Source organism: Brucella thiophenivorans (assembly GCF_002252445.1).
Taxonomy (GTDB): domain Bacteria; phylum Pseudomonadota; class Alphaproteobacteria; order Rhizobiales; family Rhizobiaceae; genus Brucella; species Brucella thiophenivorans.
The window spans coordinates 119913-136210 of record NZ_NNRJ01000019.1; the positions used below are offsets into that span (position 1 = coordinate 119913).

The following is a 16298-nucleotide window of genomic DNA, read 5'->3' on the forward strand; positions in this document are numbered from 1 at the left end:
CGATGACTGCTTCTTCTGAAGGCCGTTCGGCATCGAACGCGCCCCGACCTGCAAATAAGCGCGGCGTTGCGCGTCTCGCGGCAGTACAGGCGCTTTATCAGATGGATGTTGCCGGCACCGGCGTCATCGAAGTGGTTGCTGAGTATGAAGCCCATCGCCTTGGCAAGGAAGTGGACGGCATGCAGTATCTCGATGCCGATCCGCAATGGTTCCGTGGCATTGTGGCAGGTGTTGTGGAAACGCAGCTTGCACTGGATCCGATGATTCATCAGGCCTTGACCGAAGATTGGCCGCTTTCCCGCCTTGATTCAACGCTGCGTGCGATTTTGCGCGCCGGTGCGTGGGAATTGAAAACCCGCAAAGATGTGCCAACTGCGGTTATCGTTTCGGAATATGTTGATATCGCTAAGGCTTTCTACACTGAAGAAGAGCCGAAGCTCGTCAATGCCGTGCTCGACCGTATCGCTTTCGAGCTTCGCGGCGAAAGCCGTGGAACAAAGCCGCGCGGTAAGTAACAAACATTCCTATTTAGACCAAAAAGGCTGCGAGAAATCGCAGCCTTTTTGCTTTGGTAATTCAACAAACTACGACTTGACGTTTCAATATGTCTTCCGCATGTTGAGCCTGCGGCATTGAGAATGCGCGAATGCAGAAACATCTGCAAACTCTTCGATTGTAAGCAGATGTTTCAAACGTAAAATCAAGCCGATGAAACCCGGTGAATGGACGGTTTCAGGCACTTCCATGCCGCTATCTCTGGCCCGGGGAGGGGTTTTCGGGCCTTTCATGCGCCGATGTGTGCAGATTATCGCTCCGTGATTGCGAGCGATCTATCTCAAGCTGGTGCGCCCTAATGGGAGTTGGCCTAAATGGGAATCGGAGTTCTTCTTCTCGTCATAGCCTGCGGTGTATTTTCCGTTCTGTTTGCCATATGGGCAACGCGTTCGGTTCTCGCCGCAGATCAGGGCACAGCGCGTATGCAGGAAATTGCTGCCGCAATTCGTGAAGGTGCTGCAGCCTATCTCGCGCGACAATATACGACGATTGCGCTTGTTGGCGTGGTCGTCTTTCTTGCAGTCTGGTATCTGCTCTCAATTTCGGCCGCTATAGGCTTCCTCATCGGTGCGATCCTATCCGGTTTGACGGGCTTTATCGGGATGCATGTTTCTGTTCGTGCGAATGTACGAACCGCGCAAGCCGCATCTCTCAGTCTCGCCGGTGGCTTGGAAATAGCTTTTAAGTCTGGCGCGATTACTGGAATGCTCGTAGCTGGTTTGGCGCTCTTGGGTGTGTCGGTTTATTATTTAATTCTGACTGTTTGGCTGGGTTATGCGCCGTCTGATCGAACAGTCATCGACGCGCTTGTGGCGCTCGGTTTTGGTGCGTCGCTGATTTCTATCTTCGCACGCTTGGGCGGCGGTATCTTTACAAAGGGTGCCGATGTTGGTGGTGATCTTGTTGGCAAGGTCGAAGCAGGCATTCCGGAAGATGATCCGCGCAATCCCGCAACCATTGCTGATAATGTCGGCGATAATGTCGGTGACTGCGCAGGTATGGCTGCGGATTTGTTCGAAACCTATGCGGTGACGGTTGTCGCCACCATGGTTCTGGCTGCGATCTTCTTCGCCGGTTCCGATGTGCTTTCAAGCGTGATGCTCTATCCGCTGGCGATCTGTGGCGTTTCCATCCTTACATCAATTGCCGGAACGTTTTTCGTCAAGCTTGGCGTTAATGGCTCCATCATGGGCGCACTTTATAAAGGTCTGATCGCAACCGGACTTCTTTCTATCGTGGGTTTGGCTGTTGCCAATACGTTTACGGTCGGCTGGGGAGAGGTGGGCGTCGTTGCAGGTATGGCAATCACCGGCACCAACCTGTTTATCTGTGGCATCATCGGCCTGATCGTAACCGGCCTGATCGTGGTGATTACCGAATATTACACAGGCACCAACAAGCGTCCGGTTAATTCTATCGCGCAGGCGTCGGTAACAGGCCATGGCACCAACGTCATTCAGGGACTAGCTGTTTCGCTGGAATCAACCGCTTTACCTGCAATTGTTATTATTGGCGGGATTATCAGCACGTATCAGCTTGCAGGACTCTTCGGCACCGCAATAGCCGTTACAGCTATGCTTGGCATTGCAGGTATGATCGTTGCACTCGATGCATTTGGTCCAGTAACGGATAATGCGGGTGGTATCGCGGAAATGGCCGGTCTTGATCCGGAAGTGCGCAAATCCACCGATGCGCTGGACGCAGTTGGTAACACGACGAAAGCCGTGACCAAGGGCTATGCGATTGGCTCTGCTGGTCTCGGTGCTCTTGTACTGTTCGCCGCCTATTCTAACGATCTCGCCTATTTCGCCGCCAACGGACAAACCTATCCATATTTTGCCGATATGGGACCGGTATCGTTTGAACTCTCTAACCCTTACGTGGTGGCTGGTCTGATCTTCGGTGGCCTTATTCCATATCTCTTTGGCGGTATGGCAATGACGGCTGTTGGTCGTGCAGGCAGTGCCGTGGTGCAGGAAGTGCGGCGTCAGTTCCGCGAAAAGCCGGGCATTATGACTGGGCAGGATCGCCCGGACTATGCGCGTGCAGTTGATCTGCTGACCAAAGCTGCTATCCGGGAAATGATTATCCCTTCGCTTCTGCCGGTTTTGGCTCCGATTGTCGTCTATTTCGGTGTTCTGCTTATCTCAGGCTCCAAAGCGGCTGCTTTTGCGGCTCTTGGCGCTTCGCTTCTGGGCGTTATCATTAACGGATTGTTTGTGGCCATATCCATGACATCGGGTGGTGGTGCATGGGATAATGCCAAGAAAAGCTTTGAAGATGGCTTCACAGACGCCGATGGCGTGAAGCATCTCAAAGGCTCGGAAGCACATAAGGCTTCCGTAACGGGTGATACTGTGGGTGATCCTTACAAGGATACTGCTGGTCCTGCCGTTAATCCGGCAATCAAGATCACCAACATCGTGGCACTTTTGCTGCTCGCAGTGCTTGCGCATTCCGCGTGATACGAAACAAGAAAAAACCCGCCGTAAGGCGGGTTTTTTTTGTAATCGACGTTGCAGAGTTAGTTGTTTCCGCCAGCTGTCATGCCACCCGGAAGCGACGTTGGAGCTTTGGCAACACCCTGAATGATCTGTCCAATGAAGGTCTGATCCTTGCCGCCGGTTGGCGTCGTACGGGATACAAAATCAAAGACCTTGCCATCCTGAAGGCCATAATTGGCGATATGATGAACCTTGCCATCCTTATCGAAGTAAACCGCAAGGATGTTGCGATCGACGATTTTTGGCTTCATGAATTGTGCCGCACGATAACGCTTCTGCGAAATGTAGTAGAATACTTCATTATCGAAGGTTGCGGTTGTTGATGGCGTACCAAGAGCCAGAAGAACCTGTTCACGACTGGAGCCAACCGGCACCGAATCGAGCGCTTCCTGATCAAGCACGTAACCCTCTGTGATCGTTTCGGACGGGTTTAGCGTGGATGCAGTGTTGCATCCGACGAGAGCCGCCGAAAAGAGAATTGCTGTGCCTGCGAGAAGGGCACGCTGTTTGCGTGCGCTTGGGAAAATTCGCTGCAACAAAGACCTCTCCATACATTCTATATCAGCGCGGCACTTTCGCCGTCGAGAGAACTTCGGTAAACCACCTTGCTTCTGGATGCAACAAGTACGGTCGTATACGAATGATTCTTCGACTTTTTCGCCGCAAATCTAAAGCAAATGAGACAGTTGTGCTTCGCGTGTACGAGACGATCGTGGCGGCGGCGCGGCAAAAGCGCTTTTATGCACAATTTCAGGTGCCTGATACGCCACTTGGTCGCTATGAGATGCTTTCGGTGAATATTTTTCTCACCCTTCATCGCATGAAGGGTGAAAATTCAGCACTTATGCCGCTCGCTCAGGATATTGCAGACGAGTTTTTCAAGGATGTTGATCATTCTTTGCGTGAACTGGGAATCGGTGATCAGGGTGTTCCCAAACGTATGAAGAAGCTTGCTCGCATGTTTTATGGGCGCGTCAGCTCCTATGGCGCAGCACTAGACGCTGATGACAAAGTCGGGCTGGCAGCCGCTCTGACACGAAATATTCGTCCTGATCTCGAATTATGGCCGCATTCTCATTATCTGAGTGAATATGTGATTGCATGCCGCGACCTGTTGTCAAAAACGGAAGACCAAGCTTTGGCTGCGGGCGATATATGTTTTATAAATGCGGATGAAATGGCGTTCGCGCCAATAGATAAAGAAAAAAAGGCAAACGAAAATGACTGATAAACCGGCGCTGACCTATCCCGTTCCGGTTCTGCATCTTCCCCAGAAGGGTTTGACGGTGAACATTGGGACCAATGATAAGGAAAGAGCCGCTCTTGCTGCTCAGCACGGTCTTGAGTCTGTGAATTCGTTTGATGCCGAATTTCTGCTGACACAGTGGAAAAAGCGGGGCATTCGTCTGCGCGGCACGATCAAGGCAGAAGTCGTACAGTCCTGCGGTGTAACCCTTGAACCGATCACATCGACTATTGCGGAAGCTGTTGATACGATTTTTGTGCCCGAGGATTCGCGCCTTGCCAAAGTCCAGCTTGATGAAAGCGGCGAATTGCTGCTTGATGCGGAAGGTGCAGACATTCCAGAAACTTTTGTTGGCGATAAGATCGATATTGGCGCGGTTGCCGAAGAGTTTTTTGAATTGGCTCTGGATCCATATCCCCGCAAACCGGGTGTAGCCGAAGATGCTGAACCCGTTGTTTTTGGTGATGTGGAAGAGGAAGAAAAGCCTGATTCGCCTTTTGCAAAGCTCTCGGAATGGTCGAATAAGCCTTGATTTAACTAAGACTTGAGAGAATCTGGTTGTACACGACCGGAAAAACACTATTTTCGCGGAAAAGCCCTCTGTTTTTACGAAGCAGATCTGGGCACGGGATCGCACAGGAATAATCAATAGTGATAAAAATTTCCATTGACGCCATGGGCGGTGATTTTGGCCCTGAAGTGGTCATCCCTGGCGCTGCGAGGGCGCTTGAACGCCATCCTGACATCAGGTTTATCTTTTTTGGCTTGGCCGGACAGGTCGAGCCGGTGATTGCACGTTATCCGAAACTTCAGGCTGCATCCGAATTTCGCGCCAGTCAGGTCGCGGTTAAGATGGACGACAAGCCAAGTCAGGCACTGCGCTCTGGTCGTGGCAAGTCTTCGATGTGGCAAGCCATTGAAGCCGTCAAAATTGGTGATGCCGATGTCTGCGTTTCTGCGGGAAATACCGGCGCACTGATGGCTATGTCAAAATTCTGCCTGCGCATGTTGTCCGATGTCGAGCGCCCTGCAATCGCTGCCATCTGGCCGACGTTGCGCGGCGAGTGCGTTGTTTTGGATGTTGGTGCGACCATTGGCGCAGACGCGCGTCAATTGGTGGATTATGCGGTGATGGGCGCTGGCATGGCGCGCGCACTGTTTGAAATACGCAAGCCGACTGTTGGTCTTCTCAATGTTGGCACTGAAGAAGTCAAAGGCCTCGACGAAATCAAGGAAGCTGCACAGATTCTGCGCGATACGCCGCTTGATGGCCTGCAATATACAGGCTTCGTCGAAGGCAGTGATATTGGTAAAGGCGCGGTCGATGTGGTCGTGACGGAAGGCTTTACCGGCAATATCGCGCTCAAAACCGCAGAAGGTACTTCACGTCAGATGGCAACACTGTTGCGTCAGGCTATGAGTCGTACGCTGCTTGCCAAGATCGGCTATATTTTTGCAAAGGGCGCATTTGATCGCGTTCGCGAAAAAATGGACCCCAATAAGGTCAATGGCGGCGTGTTGCTCGGCATGAGCGGCGTTGTAATCAAAAGCCATGGTGGGGCTACGGCAGAAGGCTTCTGTTCAGCGATTGAAGTTGGCTATGACATGGTGCGCAACAAGCTTCTCGAAAAGATTGAAGCGGATCTGGCGCATTTCCACCACAGTCATCCGCATGCTGCATCCAATGACGGTGCTGAAGCAGTAAAATAATAAATAGCCTCTCAACAGGGCAAGAGTTTTGACCGGCAACAAAGTCTGCCGCAGTCACGCAAGACGGGAAAAAACGATGATAAGATCTGTCGTAAGAGGTATTGGGTCTGCTCTTCCTGAGCGGATCATGAGGAACTCCGACTTTACGGGCGTGATTGAAACCTCTGACGAGTGGATCGTTCAGCGCACTGGCATTCGCCAGCGTCACATAGCGGGCGAAGGCGAAACGACTGTATCACTGGGTGCTGCGGCTGCACGTGCAGCATTGGAAAATGCAGGTCTTCAGGCTTCCGATATTGATCTGGTTCTGGTTGCTACCTCGACACCAAACCATACTTTTCCGGCAAGTGCGGTCGAAATCCAGCGTGAGCTTGGCATCACTACCGGCTTCGCTTTCGATTTGCAGGCCGTTTGCAGCGGCTTCATCTATGCAATAACGACCGCTGATCTTTATATTCGCGGTGGTATGGCCAAGCGTGTTCTGGTCATTGGTGCAGAGACATTCTCGCGCATTCTCGATTGGAATGACCGCACGACCTGCGTGCTGTTCGGCGACGGAGCAGGTGCTCTTGTGCTTGAGTCGGCAGAAGGTAAGGGCCTGACATCGGATCGCGGTATTCTGACCGCAAACCTGCGCTCGGATGGCAATCACAAGGAAAAGCTGTTTGTTGATGGTGGACCATCTACAACGCAGACAGTTGGTCATCTGCGCATGGAAGGCCGTGAAGTCTTCAAACATGCTGTCGGTATGATTACCGATGTGATCGAAGCTTCTTTTGAAGAAACAGGCCTGACTGCAGACGATATTGATTGGTTCGTACCGCATCAGGCTAACAAGCGTATTATTGATGCTTCGGCAAAAAAGCTCAATATTGCTGAGGAAAAGGTGGTTATTACCGTGGATAAGCACGGAAATACCTCTGCGGCATCGGTTCCGCTCGCACTCGCAACCGCTGTTGCTGATGGCCGGATCCAGAAGGGTGACCTCGTTCTTCTGGAGGCTATGGGCGGCGGATTTACATGGGGCGCGGTTTTGTTGCGCTGGTAATTAGAAAATTGATAGGCCGCGAGGAAACTCGCGGCTTGACCGAAGCCCGGTTATCTGTGTAACCTCCTGTCACTTAAGGATATTATCTGTTCAAACGCTAACCAGGTAGGTTCTGTTATGGGAGGTAAGACGGTCACACGCGCTGATCTGGCAGAGGCTGTTTACCGAAAGGTAGGCTTGTCCAGAACAGAATCGGCGGCTTTGGTCGAAATGATTCTCGACGAAGTCTGTGATGCTATTGTGAACGGTGAAACTGTGAAACTGTCGTCCTTTGCGACATTTCAGGTTCGTGACAAGAATGAGCGTATCGGACGCAACCCGAAGACTGGTGAGGAAGTACCAATTCTCCCACGCCGCGTCATGACGTTCAAAGCGTCTAACGTTCTCAAACAACGCATCCTCCAGGAACACCAGAAGCGTGGTGCAAAAGCCGCTAAGTGACGGCTTTAAAAAGATAAAATCTAAATATTCTGGCTTTTATAAAATCGCTCTTCGGGGCGATTTTTTCGTTTTTTTGAAGATGAACTTGTAACAGACGCCTGAAATTTCTGTTGCTTCCTGTTATATTTGAACAGGTGCTTATAAAGTTCTGCTATTATATAATCAACGAACGGGCGACTCGTTTCTCTAATATGATGAAGCGATAAGTAGGGGCTTTTCGTTTAGTATTTTTATGTTAAACGCGTTCGATTAATATGATATTTTGGCTGGCACTGCGTAGCGTGTCGATTGCCATTTGAACTATCTGGGCTGGCAGGCTCACTGAACGGTGAAGCCGAACCACTGGAAAGGGCAAGCAGATGGACAAAAGCCCTGATGCATTCAGGACTATCAGCGAAGTTGCAGAAGATCTCGATCTTCCGCAACACGTATTACGTTTCTGGGAAACACGCTTTACCCAGATCAAGCCCATGAAGCGAGGCGGTGGGCGCCGTTATTACCGCCCACTGGACGTGGAGTTGCTCAAGGGTATCCGTCATCTTCTTTATGATCAGGGCTATACGATCAAAGGCGTGCAGCGTCTGCTCCGCGAAAATAACGCACAGTTTATTATCGCACTTGGCAATGGCGATGTGCAGGCCATTGAAGCGATCACCCGCCAGAAACAAGCTGCTGCTGAAAAGCAGGCCTTGGAAAATGCTGCCGAGAACGAAATGGCTTTGCCAAATGGCATTAAAGCGCCTCAGCCTGCCCGCAAGCTCTTTGGCTTGTTGAAGGGAGAGGAAGATGGTCCGATCGGTGCAGACGGCAAGCGTCCATCCAAGGATAATCGTGGCCTTTTACAGGAAGCACTTTTTGATCTTCTTGAATGCAAGCGCCTGCTGGATCAGGTTCGATAATTAAAAAGGGAGGCTTTCGCCTCCCTTTCGTTTTTCGGTCTAAGTCGATGATAATTTCAGGCCGATAATGCCGGCCAATATCAAAGTGACGCTGGCAACACGGAAGAATGTTGCTGCCTCACCGAGAATGACTATTCCCACGATAAAGGCACCCACAGCACCTATGCCCGTCCAAATAGCGTAAGCAGTGCCGAGTGGCAGGGTGCGCATTGCCATGGAGAGCAAGGCGAAACTGCCGATCATCGTGACGATTGTAATGATGCTTGGTGTCAGCAGCGAAAAGCCTTCCGACTTCTTCATGAAATAAGCCCAGACGATTTCGAGGCCGCCGGCAATAGCGAGATAAATCCATGCCATTTTAGTGCTCCTTGGTATGGGCCGTCCCATGTTTGTGAAAACGAAAGGCCGTCCTTTCGTAAAATTATTAATCAGTGAGAAGGGTGCAGGGCGTCGTTCAGATACATGCAACTTAACATGGTGAAGACATAGGCTTGAATGATTGCCATCAGCAACTCAAGCGCTGTCAACGCTACTGTCATGGCGAGCGGCAGAATTGCCGACATCAAGCCCAATGTGCCGAGACTGCCAAGCTCGATTACGAATCCTGCAAAAACTTTGAGCGTGATGTGCCCGGCGAGCATGACAGCAAACAGACGCACCGAATGACTGATCGGGCGCGAAATGTAAGACATAAGCTCGATAGGTACGATAATCGGCGCGAGCACTGCGGGGACGCCAGCAGGCATAAATAGCCGAAAGAATTTGAAGCCGTGGCGAACCAGTCCGTAAATTGTGACGGTTAGGAACACGAGCATTGCGAGCGCGAATGTGACGATAAGCTGGCTGGTAACCGTGAAGGCATAAGGAAACATGCCGATGAGGTTCGCCACGAGAATGAACATGAAAAGTGAGAACACCAGCGGAAAGAACTTCATCCCGTGTTCGCCCGCATTTTCGCGGATCGTTCCAGATATAAATTCGTACAACATTTCTGCAGATGACTGCCAGCGTCCGGGAACGATTCTACTGCAGCGTGACGCAAAAAAAAGAAAGCCGCCAGCGAGTGCCACTGTCAGCAGCATGTAAAATGCAGAATTGGTGAAGGCAATCTGCTGCCACCCAGTGTACCAAGTTCGACAAGTGGTCGAATAGCAAATTGATCGATAGGTCCAGCCACGGAACACCCCCTAAATGGGGCCGTCCCCTATGCGAACACAGACGCGGGTCGTCCCGCGCAACTCACAAATAGAGATATTTTTTTCAGGCCGCAAGCCTGAGAATTTCCCATGTCCTACGAAAACTTGATTGCTCTGCACTGGATCGAGTGGCTTTTTACGCTATCCTTAATCATTGCAACCAATTCTGGAGAGCGATTGATGGCTATCTCACGACGAAATTTCATTGTTGCGGCCTCTGCTGCGAGTGGTGGGGTGGCCTTGTCACCATTTAAAAGCACACAATCACAGGCGGAGACGCCCGTGTCGAAGATCGAAAACCCCGGCTTTCATCGCTTTCAGTTCGGTGATTTCGAGATAACTACGCTTTCTGATGGGCGTCGTGCGGGCGAAGCGCCGGAAAAAACATATGCCATCAATCAGGACCCGAAAGATGTCGCGGCACTTTTGGAGGAAAATCTGCTTCCGCCTGATCGTTTTGTGAACAGTTTCACACCCGTTCTCATCAATACGGGTGAGGAGTTGGTTTTGTTCGATACCGGCATGGGAGCGCTCGCGCGTGACAAGGGGCAGGGCAGGCTAGTCAGTGCGCTTGAGGCATCGGGCTATAAGGCAGATGACGTGTCGCTCGTTGTGCTTAGCCATTTCCATCCCGATCATATTGGCGGCCTGATGGACGGCGATAAGCCGGCTTTTGCAAATGCGCGATATGTGGCGGGGCAGAAAGAATTTGATTTCTGGACTAATCCTGCACGTCTTGAAAGTCCGGCTAAGACTGTCGCGCAGATGGTCGAGAAGAATGTGAAGCCGCTTGCTGAAAAGACAACCTTTACTGATGACGGCAAGGAAGTTGTTCCCGGAATTCATGCCGTGGGGGCTTATGGCCATACGCCTGGACATCTGGCATTTCGCATTGAGTCGGGTGACAAACAACTGATGCTGATCTCCGATACGGCCAATCACTCTGTGATTACCTTGCAGCGTCCGGACTGGCACGTCTCGTTCGATGCTGACAAGGAAATGGCGGCAGAAACCAGAAAGCGAATTTTTGATATGCTTGCGACAGACCGTATTCCATTCATCGGTTATCACATGCCATTTCCCTCGCTCGCTTATCTCAAACGGCAAGGCGAGGGTTATCTTTACGTTCCGGAAACCTATCAGATCCGCAACACGTAATCTGAACCGGTAAGCGGTGTAACTGTGTCCATTTTCACATTTATGGAAAATAGGCCTTGCACCGCAAGTCTTTATATCCTAGGGCTTTTTCATGGTCCGGAGCGTAGCGCAGCCCGGTAGCGCACTTGACTGGGGGTCAAGGGGTCGTGGGTTCGAATCCCGCCGCTCCGACCATTTTTCTAAAATAAATACAAATATTGATGCTTGTTTCTTATGTGCCTTTGACGGGCGCATGAATAAAAAATGCCCCTGTCGTAACAGGGGCAATTAGTGCTTACTATTTTTGGCGAAGATCGTACAAGGGGCGGTTAACGATCCCGTTTTGATAAAAATATTCAGATAAACTTCTCAAAGATTATTATGAAAATTCGCTGCTTCTAAAACAATGTCAGTTAAACGCTTTTTTAGCAGTGGATCAATCATACTTGTGTGCTCACAATAAAATTGAAAATCAACGCATGTTATTTATTGCTAGCTTGCTATAAAAATCATTGTTTGTGTCATTGAAAAACGTTTGATCTATAAGGCTTGCCAAATGAACTTATCGGCTGAAATAGTGAAATATGTATCGCTTGTCGTGATAGGGCTTTTACCGATCATGAATCCCCTGACGACCATTCCTTTGTACATGTCGCTGACGAACCGGATGAGTCCAGAGCACAAGCGTGCGCAAGCACGAAAAACCTGCATTTATGCTTTCGCGATTCTCGTCGTTTTCATGATGTTGGGTAACGGGATTATCGCGCTTTTCAGTATATCTTTACCGGGAATTCGCGTTGCTGGTGGAATTATCATTATGATTTTGGCACTTCGCATGATTTTTTCAGGCGAAGACACATCATCGGAAGTGGATGCAGCACCGGCCGATATTAAAAAGGCTGATCTGGATTACTCGTTCTCTCCGCTGGCAATGCCAAGCCTTGCCGGTCCCGGCTCAATTGCGGTTGTGATGGGCTTTTCGTCCCAAATTCCGGCTGATCACAGCATTCTTGGGCATGTCGTCATCGCCATCGGTATCGCGATTATGGTCGCTATTGCATATATTGCGCTGTCGTCGGCAGGCTGGATTGAGAAGGTGCTTGGTGATCACGGAATGCAGGCAGTCACGAAAATCATGGGCTTTCTTCTGACGTGTGTGGCCGTTCAATTTCTGGCTTCTGGCATCCGTGACTTCGTTGTTGAGTTCAGCAAGATCTCATAATCCACTCATGTCCGCGGCGTGAACAAAATGATGCACGTACCGACAAACGCGGTTGCAGCCCCGATCATATCCCAACGGTCTGGGCGCATGCCTTCTGCCGCCCAGATCCATAATATGGATGCGATGACGTAGATGCCGCCATAGGCAGCATAGGCACGACCGGCGCTATCACTCTCAATGAGTGTGAGAAAATAGGCAAAAAGAGCAAGGCAGATCAAACCCGGAACGAGCCAGAGCGGAGATTTGTCGAGTTTAAGCCACGCCCAGAAGGAAAAGCACCCGGCGATTTCGAACAAGGCTGCCGCGGTATAGATCACGAGCTGCAATGCGTTTTTCCATTCAATAATACAGCATTATTGCGCTGATATTTATGCTCAAGCCCTGCACATCCCCATATGATGCCGAATAGCAGATAGAAATGCCGCCAGTGATCGGTGTCGATCACGTTGCCGATAAGCACATGACCGAGATAGGTTGCATAAGCGCAGAGCAGAAAAGGCTGCCAGGGTCGGTTTCTGAACAACAGTTTAAAACCGATTGCCAATGTCAGGAAGGTGAGGATCATAAAGCTCACAAAGCCTATCCAGCCATAATCAAGCACGGCTTTCAGCCATATATTGTGCGTGTCTTCACCGAACATCGGACCAAATTCGAGCGGCCCAATTCCGAGTGGATGTTCTGTTGCGAGCCACATACCCAACCAATGTCGCGCAAAGCGACCAAGACGTGCGCTATCGTAGCTTTGTTCCAGCCGTGCGCGTTCAAAAAAGAAGGTTCGCACTTCCGGGATTTGCAGAAGCAAGATAATTGCGAGAGCAATTGCAAGAATGGCGAGCAGGCCGATGGTGACAAGGCGAAGGCGGAATTTATTGCTGGTGCTTTGGAGAAACAAAAATGCAAAAATGATCAGAAATGACAGCGGCACCATGGCCCATGCTGCGCGTGAAAATGAAACCAGAATGCCGATTGTCAGCAGGCAACAGATCGGCATAAAAACGAGTAAATCGCGTCTATTGCCTTTCATTATGCGATAGATGCTCCACGTGAAGGGTAGCACAAGAAATGGCCCATAGACATTGGGGTCTTTGAAGCCGCCCATGGCGCGCCCAAATCGGGTGAAGTTTTCAGCACCCGGAAACAAATTAAGATAGCCCGCAATACCCAACAGCGACGACACGAGGCCAATCAGAAGATAGGCATTGAAGATGGTTTTCAGCCGCCGATAGTCTGCCTCAATGATCGCTGCAAAGAATACCGCCGTGAAAGCCAGAAACAGTGATACGGCAATGTAGAGCGGCGCGTCTTTTGTATCTGACATCTGCATGACCGAAATCATGCCGCCGAAGTTAAATACGACGAACAAAGCCAACAGAACCATACTGGTTCGCGTCAGCCGCATCCCTAACAGCAGCGCTAGCGCAATAAGCAATACCATGTAAAGTTCATAGGGCGCAGGTTCGCTCATCACGAAACCAAGCAGAAAAACGCCAACGCCAATCGCAACGTTGGCGATCAGCTTATTGATAGCGCGATTGGCCGCAACTCTGGTTATGGCAACCGTACTCAATAGGCGTTTTCCGTATTGAGAAGCCTGATCGGGGTGAGAAACAGGATTTTAAGATCGAACCAGAGTGACCAGTTTTCTATATAGTAAAGATCATATTCCGTGCGCATCATGATCTTGTCTTCATTGTCGATTTCACCGCGCCAACCATTGATCTGTGCCCAACCTGTTACGCCTGGCTTCACCCGATGGCGTGCGAAATAGCCATCAACCACTTCATGATAAAGTACATTATGCGAATGCGCCGCGACCGCATGCGGACGCGGCCCCACAAGCGACAAAGAGCCGGTTAATGAATTGAAGAACTGCGGCAGTTCATCAATGGATGCTTTGCGAATAAAGCGCCCCACGCGGGTTACACGCGGATCATTCTTGGTCACGGCATTGCGGGCTGTCGGGTCACTTTTCTCCGCATACATCGAGCGGAACTTCCAGACATTGATGATTTCATTGTTAAAGCCATGGCGCTTCTGTTTAAAAAGCACCGGCCCCTTGCTGTCCATCTTGATGGCAATGGCCGTTGCAAGCATGACCGGCGAAAGAAAGATGATGCCTAACAGGCTGAAAACGATGTCGAAAATGCGCTTGGCGACTGAATCCCAGTCATTGATCGGCTTATCGAAAATATCGAGCATCGGAACAGTGCCGATATAGGAATAGGCGCGGGGACGGAAGCGAAGGTGACTGTTGACTGCTGACAAGCGAATGTCGACAGGCAGAACCCAGAGCTTGTTGAGGATCATCAGAATACGCTCTTCGGCGCTGATGGGCAGCGATACGATCAGCATGTCGATATGCGCAATCCGCGCAAATTCAATCAGTTCCTTGATATTGCCAAGCTTTGGGTAGCCTGCAACCACCGGTGGAGAACGCTTGTCGTAACGGTCATCGAAAATACCGCAAATACGAATGTCGTTATCTGCCTGTTGTTCGAGCGAGCGGATCAGTGCTTCCGCATTCGGACCACCTCCAACGATAACCGCACGACGCTCCATAATGCCGTTTCGCGCCCAGCTGCGGATGCGCCATGAAACAAAGAGACGACAGATAAGCAAAACAACCAGTCCGCTGATCGCCCAGATTAGGAACCATGCACGCGAGAAGTCGGATGAAACTTTGAACAAAAAGCCCGAGACGGCCACAAGCCCCAGAACCGTTGCCCAGGTCATGAAAACACGTTTGAGATGGCGGCTTGGGCTGCGCAGAATATTGATCTGATAGCCATTGTTCATTTCCATGATTAGCACGAACATGCCACCGCTGACGATTATGACGAGGAAATAATACACAAGATGCGGCGTGTCGAAGCTTACGTAATAAGCAAAACTACACATGCCCGTTATGAGAATGATAGCGAATTCAATAAGACGTATGACACCGCTGAACATGGTGGGCGATAATGTATCGCGCGCATATTGCGCCGCCATCTGTCGCGCCATTGGATTCAGTTCGATCTGTTCTTTTGGCTTGGAGCCGTGCGCGTCACTCGCCTGATTTTCTTCTGGACCAACCGGAGAAGGCATATCGTTATTCCGCACAATTTTGCTCCTACTATCGCAAGCTCCCGATCATATTTAATCGCAAATCCTAAGGAAATGCTGATTAAAAACTCATGATCGCTGCGAGATTGTCAGGAACGTGCCTCACGGTAAACCAATTCTATAGAACGGGCCATTGCTTCGGCGCTGAACCGCTCATGCAGACGCGATACATCGGGCATTAATGTGTGAAATTCGCTCTCGTCATTCATGACTGCAAGCAGTTTCACTGCAAGCAGTTCAGCAATCGGGTCAACAAGTGCAGGAGAGTGCGGTCCAAAGATTTCCGGGATACCGCCAACATTGCTGGCGATCACGGTTTTGCCTGCGGCAAGTGCTTCCAGCACGATATAGGGAAATGCTTCCGCACGCGATGGAATAACCACGACCCTGCCAAGTCTAAAGGCTTCGCAGGCTGCCATGCCGGGCAAAAAGCGGATTTGGCTTTGCATATTGAATTCATTTGCAAGCGCAATGCAATCGGGCTTTTCTAAGCCATCACCGACAACTGTGGCGGTGAAGTTTTTGCTTTGACTATCACGAAGGTCAGCAAGGGCGCGGATCAGCAAATCCGGTCCCTTCAAGGCGCGCATGGTGCCGATAAACAGAAAATCTGTAGCGTCGAAAGTAAGCGTTGTGGGAGTGAATTCTTCATCCGACAAGCCATTATAAATGACCGAATGGAGATCATATGGCCTGCCGACTTTTTCCTCATAGGTTCGTTTCTCAAAATTCGAAACGAACAGAACCGCATCGCTTAATGGTGCCAACAGTCTTTCGATGAAAAACACGAGCCAGCCACGGCGCGTTTTTCTGTTGAAATGCAGGCTACCGCCATGCGGTGAATAGATACGGGCTACGCGAGACTTAAAAACCCGTAGAGCTGAGCCGAACAGACGAGCATAAACTCCACCCTTGGCGCCATGTCCGTGCAAAATGTCCGGCTGCAATTTTTTGATGATACGATAGGCTTTGTAGGTTGTTTTGACATCGCTGATGCCGATTTGCCTCTGCATGGCGATGCGGTGGATACCCAGCGCAAGCAGGGGCCGTAATTCTTCGAGTAAAGAGTCTTCTCGCGGCCCACCCGTCGTTGCATCGCAGAGGATGCCGACCTGATGCCCGTTTGCCGCCTGTATGCGGATGAGATCACGGACATGGCGGAATAAACCACCTGTCGGTTCGCGAAAACAATGGACGATCCGTAAGGGCGTGGCGCTAGCTTCATCAGACATTTA

General features: G+C 50.5%; 16 protein-coding genes, 1 tRNA gene and 1 pseudogene. 11 read left to right on the forward strand and 7 right to left on the reverse strand.

Going from position 1 to position 16298, the window contains the following annotated elements; all coding sequences use genetic code 11:
• Positions 1 to 2 precede the first annotated feature (2 nt).
• Entirely contained in the window at positions 3 to 515 is a 513-nt protein-coding gene (gene nusB, locus CEV31_RS10040; protein ID WP_094506928.1) for a transcription antitermination factor NusB, read from the forward strand.
• A gap of 354 nt (positions 516 to 869) precedes the next feature.
• The gene (locus tag CEV31_RS10045; RefSeq protein WP_094506929.1) at positions 870 to 3020 is read left to right on the forward strand and encodes a sodium-translocating pyrophosphatase; all 2151 of its coding nucleotides are present in this window, start codon (positions 870 to 872) and stop codon (positions 3018 to 3020) included.
• Positions 3021 to 3079: 59 nt separating this feature from the next.
• On the opposite strand, the gene CEV31_RS10050 is transcribed toward CEV31_RS10045, so the two are convergent.
• Positions 3080 to 3598, reverse strand: a complete 519-nt coding sequence (locus CEV31_RS10050) for an outer membrane protein assembly factor BamE (protein WP_094507307.1) — start codon at positions 3596 to 3598, stop codon at positions 3080 to 3082.
• 101 nt (positions 3599 to 3699) lie between these two features.
• On the opposite strand from CEV31_RS10050, the gene CEV31_RS10055 reads away from it, so the two are divergent.
• The 6 genes from CEV31_RS10055 (at position 3700) to CEV31_RS10080 (ending at position 8403) form a co-directional block, all read left to right on the forward strand.
• Positions 3700 to 4287, forward strand: coding sequence for a ubiquinol-cytochrome C chaperone family protein (locus tag CEV31_RS10055; RefSeq protein ID WP_094506930.1), 588 nt, complete (start codon positions 3700 to 3702; stop codon positions 4285 to 4287).
• A complete protein-coding gene (locus tag CEV31_RS10060) occupies positions 4280 to 4837 on the forward strand; it encodes a YceD family protein (protein WP_094506931.1) in 558 nt (185 codons plus the stop codon). Before CEV31_RS10055 ends, CEV31_RS10060 begins: the two co-directional genes overlap by 8 nt.
• 119 nt (positions 4838 to 4956) lie before the next feature.
• A complete protein-coding gene (plsX, locus tag CEV31_RS10065) occupies positions 4957 to 6015 on the forward strand; it encodes a phosphate acyltransferase PlsX (protein WP_094506932.1) in 1059 nt (352 codons plus the stop codon).
• Positions 6016 to 6091: 76 nt separating this feature from the next.
• Entirely contained in the window at positions 6092 to 7063 is a 972-nt protein-coding gene (locus tag CEV31_RS10070) for a beta-ketoacyl-ACP synthase III (protein WP_094506933.1), read from the forward strand.
• 117 nt (positions 7064 to 7180) lie between these two features.
• Positions 7181 to 7504 (forward strand): integration host factor subunit alpha, encoded by a 324-nt coding sequence (locus tag CEV31_RS10075; RefSeq protein WP_094506934.1) that lies wholly within the window; start codon positions 7181 to 7183, stop codon positions 7502 to 7504.
• A 359-nt stretch (positions 7505 to 7863) separates the two neighbouring features.
• Positions 7864 to 8403 carry a MerR family transcriptional regulator gene (locus CEV31_RS10080; RefSeq protein WP_094506935.1) on the forward strand — a complete coding sequence of 180 codons (540 nt, stop codon included), beginning with the start codon at positions 7864 to 7866 and terminating at the stop codon, positions 8401 to 8403.
• Positions 8404 to 8442: 39 nt separating this feature from the next.
• Here the strand turns inward: CEV31_RS10080 and sugE are convergent, their stop codons facing one another.
• Both sugE and CEV31_RS10090 read right to left on the reverse strand, forming a co-directional pair.
• On the reverse strand, positions 8443 to 8760 hold the full coding sequence (gene sugE / locus CEV31_RS10085; protein WP_094506936.1) for a quaternary ammonium compound efflux SMR transporter SugE: 318 nt from the start codon (positions 8758 to 8760) through the stop codon (positions 8443 to 8445).
• A gap of 71 nt (positions 8761 to 8831) precedes the next feature.
• Positions 8832 to 9580 (reverse strand): annotated as a pseudogene (locus CEV31_RS10090) (F0F1 ATP synthase subunit A).
• Between the two features lie 199 nt (positions 9581 to 9779).
• Here CEV31_RS10090 and CEV31_RS10095 point away from each other — a divergent pair.
• The 3 genes from CEV31_RS10095 to CEV31_RS10105 all read left to right on the forward strand — a co-directional run bounded on the left by CEV31_RS10095 (position 9780) and on the right by CEV31_RS10105 (position 11958).
• On the forward strand, positions 9780 to 10757 hold the full coding sequence (locus CEV31_RS10095) for an MBL fold metallo-hydrolase (protein WP_094507308.1): 978 nt from the start codon (positions 9780 to 9782) through the stop codon (positions 10755 to 10757).
• A 97-nt stretch (positions 10758 to 10854) separates the two neighbouring features.
• Positions 10855 to 10931, forward strand: a tRNA-Pro gene (locus CEV31_RS10100).
• Positions 10932 to 11292: 361 nt separating this feature from the next.
• Positions 11293 to 11958 (forward strand): MarC family NAAT transporter, encoded by a 666-nt coding sequence (locus CEV31_RS10105; protein WP_094506937.1) that lies wholly within the window; start codon positions 11293 to 11295, stop codon positions 11956 to 11958.
• A gap of 5 nt (positions 11959 to 11963) precedes the next feature.
• On the opposite strand, the gene CEV31_RS10110 is transcribed toward CEV31_RS10105, so the two are convergent.
• From CEV31_RS10110 to CEV31_RS10125, 4 genes are all read right to left on the reverse strand, one after another.
• Positions 11964 to 12284, reverse strand: a complete 321-nt coding sequence (locus CEV31_RS10110; protein WP_094506938.1) for a YnfA family protein — start codon at positions 12282 to 12284, stop codon at positions 11964 to 11966.
• Positions 12272 to 13525, reverse strand: a complete 1254-nt coding sequence (locus CEV31_RS10115) for an O-antigen ligase family protein (RefSeq protein ID WP_328587689.1) — start codon at positions 13523 to 13525, stop codon at positions 12272 to 12274. Before CEV31_RS10115 ends, CEV31_RS10110 begins: the two co-directional genes overlap by 13 nt.
• Complete coding sequence (locus tag CEV31_RS10120; protein ID WP_374846880.1) at positions 13522 to 15060, reverse strand: undecaprenyl-phosphate glucose phosphotransferase; 1539 nt, start codon at positions 15058 to 15060, stop codon at positions 13522 to 13524. The genes CEV31_RS10115 and CEV31_RS10120 overlap by 4 nt, the downstream gene beginning before the upstream one ends.
• A 92-nt stretch (positions 15061 to 15152) precedes the next feature.
• On the reverse strand, positions 15153 to 16295 hold the full coding sequence (locus CEV31_RS10125; RefSeq protein WP_094506940.1) for a glycosyltransferase: 1143 nt from the start codon (positions 16293 to 16295) through the stop codon (positions 15153 to 15155).
• Positions 16296 to 16298: the final 3 nt, after the last annotated feature.

Coding starts and splice junctions, on each gene's coding strand:
- nusB (WP_094506928.1), top strand. CDS start 3: ATGACTGCTTCTTCTGAAGGCCGTTCGGCATCGAACGCGCCCCGACCT.
- CEV31_RS10045 (WP_094506929.1), top strand. CDS start 870: ATGGGAATCGGAGTTCTTCTTCTCGTCATAGCCTGCGGTGTATTTTCC.
- CEV31_RS10055 (WP_094506930.1), top strand. CDS start 3,700: ATGATTCTTCGACTTTTTCGCCGCAAATCTAAAGCAAATGAGACAGTT.
- CEV31_RS10060 (WP_094506931.1), top strand. CDS start 4,280: ATGACTGATAAACCGGCGCTGACCTATCCCGTTCCGGTTCTGCATCTT.
- CEV31_RS10070 (WP_094506933.1), top strand. CDS start 6,092: ATGATAAGATCTGTCGTAAGAGGTATTGGGTCTGCTCTTCCTGAGCGG.
- CEV31_RS10075 (WP_094506934.1), top strand. CDS start 7,181: ATGGGAGGTAAGACGGTCACACGCGCTGATCTGGCAGAGGCTGTTTAC.
- CEV31_RS10080 (WP_094506935.1), top strand. CDS start 7,864: ATGGACAAAAGCCCTGATGCATTCAGGACTATCAGCGAAGTTGCAGAA.
- sugE (WP_094506936.1), bottom strand. CDS start 8,760: ATGGCATGGATTTATCTCGCTATTGCCGGCGGCCTCGAAATCGTCTGG.
- CEV31_RS10095 (WP_094507308.1), top strand. CDS start 9,780: ATGGCTATCTCACGACGAAATTTCATTGTTGCGGCCTCTGCTGCGAGT.
- CEV31_RS10105 (WP_094506937.1), top strand. CDS start 11,293: ATGAACTTATCGGCTGAAATAGTGAAATATGTATCGCTTGTCGTGATA.
- CEV31_RS10125 (WP_094506940.1), bottom strand. CDS start 16,295: ATGTCTGATGAAGCTAGCGCCACGCCCTTACGGATCGTCCATTGTTTT.